The organism is Streptomyces sp. NPDC056347 (assembly GCF_042262625.1).
Taxonomy (GTDB): domain Bacteria; phylum Actinomycetota; class Actinomycetes; order Streptomycetales; family Streptomycetaceae; genus Streptomyces.
This window is the reverse complement of record NZ_JBHJQP010000302.1, coordinates 1-4221: the sequence shown is the minus strand read 5'-3', so window position 1 is coordinate 4221 and position 4221 is coordinate 1. Positions and strand designations below refer to the sequence as shown.

6 protein-coding genes and 1 tRNA gene are annotated in these 4221 nt (G+C 70.5%); 2 read left to right on the top strand and 5 right to left on the bottom strand.

The genetic code is table 11. From position 1 onward, the window contains the following. Window positions 1-50: 50 nt before the first annotated feature. Both ACFCV8_RS35595 and ACFCV8_RS35590 read right to left on the bottom strand, forming a co-directional pair. Window positions 51-230 carry a hypothetical protein gene (locus ACFCV8_RS35595; RefSeq protein ID WP_376689694.1) on the bottom strand — a complete coding sequence of 60 codons (180 nt, stop codon included), beginning with the start codon at window positions 228-230 and terminating at the stop codon, window positions 51-53. Between the two features lie 108 nt (window positions 231-338). Beyond that, window positions 339-761 (bottom strand): hypothetical protein, encoded by a 423-nt coding sequence (locus ACFCV8_RS35590; protein WP_376689693.1) that lies wholly within the window; start codon window positions 759-761, stop codon window positions 339-341. A gap of 100 nt (window positions 762-861) precedes the next feature. Between ACFCV8_RS35590 and sigJ the strand changes: the two genes are divergently transcribed. Beyond that, window positions 862-1818: an RNA polymerase sigma factor SigJ gene (sigJ, locus tag ACFCV8_RS35585; RefSeq protein WP_376689691.1), complete on the top strand. Its 957-nt coding sequence runs from the start codon at window positions 862-864 to the stop codon at window positions 1816-1818. A 215-nt stretch (window positions 1819-2033) separates the two neighbouring features. Here sigJ and ACFCV8_RS35580 read toward each other — a convergent pair whose 3' ends face one another. The 3 genes from ACFCV8_RS35580 to ACFCV8_RS35570 all read right to left on the bottom strand — a co-directional run bounded on the left by ACFCV8_RS35580 (window position 2034) and on the right by ACFCV8_RS35570 (window position 3629). Further along, window positions 2034-2411 (bottom strand): hypothetical protein, encoded by a 378-nt coding sequence (locus ACFCV8_RS35580; protein ID WP_376689690.1) that lies wholly within the window; start codon window positions 2409-2411, stop codon window positions 2034-2036. Window positions 2412-2515: 104 nt separating this feature from the next. Next, window positions 2516-2589, bottom strand: a tRNA-Pro gene (locus ACFCV8_RS35575). Window positions 2590-2690: 101 nt separating this feature from the next. Next, a complete protein-coding gene (locus ACFCV8_RS35570) occupies window positions 2691-3629 on the bottom strand; it encodes a metallophosphoesterase (protein ID WP_366299032.1) in 939 nt (312 codons plus the stop codon). Between the two features lie 79 nt (window positions 3630-3708). Between ACFCV8_RS35570 and ACFCV8_RS35565 the strand changes: the two genes are divergently transcribed. Continuing rightward, the gene (locus ACFCV8_RS35565; RefSeq protein WP_376689688.1) at window positions 3709-4173 is read left to right on the top strand and encodes a GatB/YqeY domain-containing protein; all 465 of its coding nucleotides are present in this window, start codon (window positions 3709-3711) and stop codon (window positions 4171-4173) included. Window positions 4174-4221: the final 48 nt, after the last annotated feature.

Here is a 4221-nt window from a genome sequence, read left to right as displayed (position 1 = left end):
GGGTGCCGCTGCGGAGGGCGGTCGTCGTGACGGGTTGAGGGACGGGAGGGTCAGTTGTGGCCGAACCTCCGCTGCTTCCGGTGGGAGACCTGCTCCGAGATTGCGTGCACCGTCTCCTGGGCAGCTGAAGGCCGCGTCTGCTCCTTCGTCTCCTTCATCTCCGGAGTGGCGCTGCGTTCGTGGCCGCCGGTGCGGGCACCGCGATTCTGTCGAGTCTGCTTCTTGCCCACGATCGTGCCTCCTGTTGCGGCTTTCGGACGATGGGCCATGACCAGACTCGCACGGGGTGACGAAAGGTGCATTCCGGGTGGTGGTCGACGAATGCGACTCCCTTCGGATCACGCCCTCGCGCGCCGGACCAGCGCCTGGGCCAGCACCAGAACGCTCAGCCCGAACATCAGCACCCCGAGCGGCACGTGAACCGAGGGCACATGCGCGATACCCAGCACCACCTGCACCGACGCGAGCACGAGAAAGCCGGTGGCGTACAGGATCGAGCGGGGCGACCCGCCGCCCGGCCGCCAGGCGAGGACGGCCGCGAGTACGTACAGCATCGACGCCCCGTACATCACCCGCGCGCCGACGCCGTGCAGCGTCTCGCCGTAGGACGTGGACAGCAGCAGCCCTGCCGTGACCGCCTGGAAGAAGATCGCCAAGGTTTGCAGGACCGTCGCGACCTGCACGAACGTGATCCGTCTCTCCGTGGCCGCGGCCGTGCCCGATTCCGCCGTACCCGGTACTGCCGTCGTCCGTATGGCCATGACACGGTCCCCTCTTCTGCCTCGCGGCGGTGGCTCAGTAACCTCTCGGTGATTCGACGAAGCAGCCCCGCGAAATGTGAGGCGGCAACGGGGGGCGGTCATGGTCATGGACACGTGGTTCGATACGGCACCGGGGGCGATGGACGGCGAGCGCCGTCGGCTGATGAACCTCGCCTACCGGCTCCTCGGCTCACTGGCCGAGGCGGAGGACGCCGTGCAGGAGACCTACACCCGCTGGTACGCCATGTCGCCGCGGCGCCGGGAGGCCGTCGAGTCGCCCGCCGCCTGGCTGACGACGGTGGCGGGCCGCATCTGCCTGGACGTGCTCGGCTCGGCGCGGGTCCGGCGCGAGGCGTACGTCGGCGCGTGGATTCCGGACCCGCTGCCCGACCGTACGGAATGGTTCGGCGGACGGCCGGTCGGCGGTGGCGCCGAGGCGGCCGACCCCGCCGACCAGGTCACCCTGGACGAGTCGGTGGACATGGCCTTCCTCGTCGTACTGGAGTCGATGACGCCCGCCGAGCGCGTGGCGTTCGTCCTGCACGACGTCTTCCGGTACAGCTTCGCGGAGATCGCCGGGATCGTGGACCGTACGCCCGCGGCCTGCCGCCAGCTGGCCTCCTCGGCGCGCCGCCGGATCGGGGCCGGGGCGGAGGGGGTGCGGCCCCGTGCCGTCCCGTCGGCGGGCCAGGCGGGACTGGTGCGGCGCTTCAAGGAGGCGTGGGAGGCCAAGGACATCAGGGCCCTGGTGGGTCTCCTGGATCCCGACGCCGCGCTGACCGCCGACGGCGGCGGCCTGGTCAGCACCGTCCTGCGACCGGTCACGGGCGGCGAACGCATCGCCCAGTACCTGATCCACATCGCAGACAAGGCCCCGGGCCTGAAGCTCCTGGAACGATCGGTCAACGGCCGCCCCGGCCTGGTCGCCCAGCACACGGGTGTCACCGTCACCGTCGCGGCCTTCGCCCTCGCCGACGACCGCATCACCCACATCTGGGCCGTCCGGAACCCGGAAAAACTCCGCCCCTGGACCGAAGCCCAGGAGTGGCAGAAGTGACAGGAGGGTCAGCCCCTTGCCGTGTCCCGGGCGTCCCGGGCGTCCCCTGAAACACCGAACCGCCATGTGAAGCGCCACCGAAGCTGCTGTGCACGGCGACACGTGACGACTCGTCCTGGGCCCGCTGCCACCACTCGCCGAGCAGCACGCGGAACTCCCCGTCCAGGGCGGCTCTCCGGGCACCGCCCGGGTGAACCGCGTTACGACCGCACTTGTCAGCGCCGCAAGTGGTCGGCCCACGCGGCCTTGATCCGCTCCCCCTGCTCGGCCGTGATGATCCCGGCGTCCGTCGCCACGGCCACGAGATCGGTACCGGCCGCCAGCTTGAGGGCGGTGAAGGCATCGTTCATCCGGTCGGTGTTCCGCGGCGTCCCGACATGTCCCGGCTCCAGGTCACCGGGAAGGAAATTCGCCACCTCGCCGTCATGGCTATCGAACGCGGCCCTGTCCATCCGCACGTGGACACGCTTGGTGCCTATGGTGACGACGGTCCCGTGCGACCCGTGGTGGTAGAGAGGCCTGTCGCTCGGCGCTCCGACCGTGACCTTGTCCCCGACCTTGAAACTGCCGAGAGTCCTTCCACTGCCGAACATACGGTCCCCCTCCAGGACATGGCGGCCCCCGAATCGGCCCCCGAAACCACTCAGGGGCCTGACCCGCTTTCGCGGATCAGGCCCCTGACCTGGTCTTACGGCTGTCGGGGTGGCGGGATTTGAACCCACGACCTCTTCGTCCCGAACGAAGCGCGCTGCCAAGCTGCGCTACACCCCGATCGCCGCCGGTCTCCCGGCGACATCGATTACTTTAGCCCACCCGCGCCCGCAGACGAAATCCGGTTTCTGCGGGGCCGGGCGGGGAAGGGGCGGGGCGGCTCAGTCCTGGGCCGTCAGGGTCAGGAGCGTCGCCTCCGGGGGGCAGGCGAAGCGGACCGGGGTGTAGCGGTTGGTGCCGCAGCCTGCGGAGACGTGGAGGTAGGCGCGGCGGCCGTCCACGGAGTGGGTGGAGAGGCCCTTGACCCGGTCCGTGTCCAGGTCGCAGTTGGTGACCAGGGCCCCGTAGAAGGGGATGCAGAGCTGGCCGCCGTGGGTGTGACCGGCCAGGATCAGCGGGTAGCCGTCCATGGTGAAGGCGTCCAGGGAGCGCAGGTACGGAGCGTGGACGACGCCGATCGACAGGTCGGCGCCGGTTTCCGGGCCGCCCGCCACCTCCGCGTAGCGGTCGCGCTTGATGTGCGGGTCGTCCAGGCCGGTGAAGGCGAGCTCCATGCCGTCGATCTTGAGGCGGCCCCGGGTGTTGGACAGGCCCAGCCAGCCCGCCTCGTCGAAGGCGTCCCGCATGGGCTCCCACGGGTTGTGGACGACGCCGACCGCGGGCGCGTTCCCGTTGAGGCCGTGCTTGCCGCGGGCCTTCTCCACCAGGTAGCGGGCGGGGTTGCGGAGCTTGGGGCCGTAGTAGTCGTTGGAGCCGAAGACGTACACCCCCGGGAACTCCATCAGGGGGCCGAGCGCGTCGAGCAGCTCGGGGACGGCCTCGGGGTCGGAGAGGTTGTCGCCGGTGTTCACGACGAAGTCCGGCCGCAGGCCCGCCAGCGACTGCAGCCAGGCGCGCTTCTTGCGCTGACCGCTGACCATGTGGATGTCGGAGACCTGGAGTACGCGCAACGGGCGGGCCCCGTGCGGCAGTACGGGAATGGTGACCCGTCGCAGCCGGAACGAGCGGGCCTCGAACCCGGCGGCGTAGGCGAGGCCGGCCGCGCCGATCGCCGCGCCGACTGCCGTGACTTTCAGGGGGACTCCGTAGCGTGCGCGCATGCGCCCATCGTCGCAGACACCGTGCGGCCAGCGGAAAACCCGCGGGCGCGGGCTGCTGCGTACCTGCCACAATCAGCACATGACCACGCTCAAGGCGCAGCTCAAGGAAGACCTCACCACGGCGATGAAGGCGCGGGACGAACTGACCTCGTCCACGCTCCGGCTGACCCTCACGGCCATCACGAAGGAGGAGGTCAGCGGCACGGCGGCCCGCGAGCTCTCCGACGACGAGGTGCAGAAGGTGATCGCCAAGGAGGCGAAGAAGCGCCGCGAGGCGGCCGAGGCCTTCGCGCAGGGCGGCCGGGCCGAGCAGGCCGAGCGGGAGAAGGCGGAAGGCGCAATCCTCGACGCGTACCTGCCGAAGCAGCTGAGCGACGACGAGCTGGGCACGATCGTGGCCGCCGCCGTCGAGGAGGCCAGGGCCGCCGGGGCCGAGGGGCCGCGCGCGATGGGTGCCGTCATGAAGATCGTGAACCCGAAGGTGGCGGGGCGCGCGGACGGTGGCCGGGTGGCCGCCTCCGTGAAGAAGCTCCTCGCGGGCTGAGAACGGGCGGAAGCAGAACGGAATCAGGGGCCTTCCGGCGGATCGATC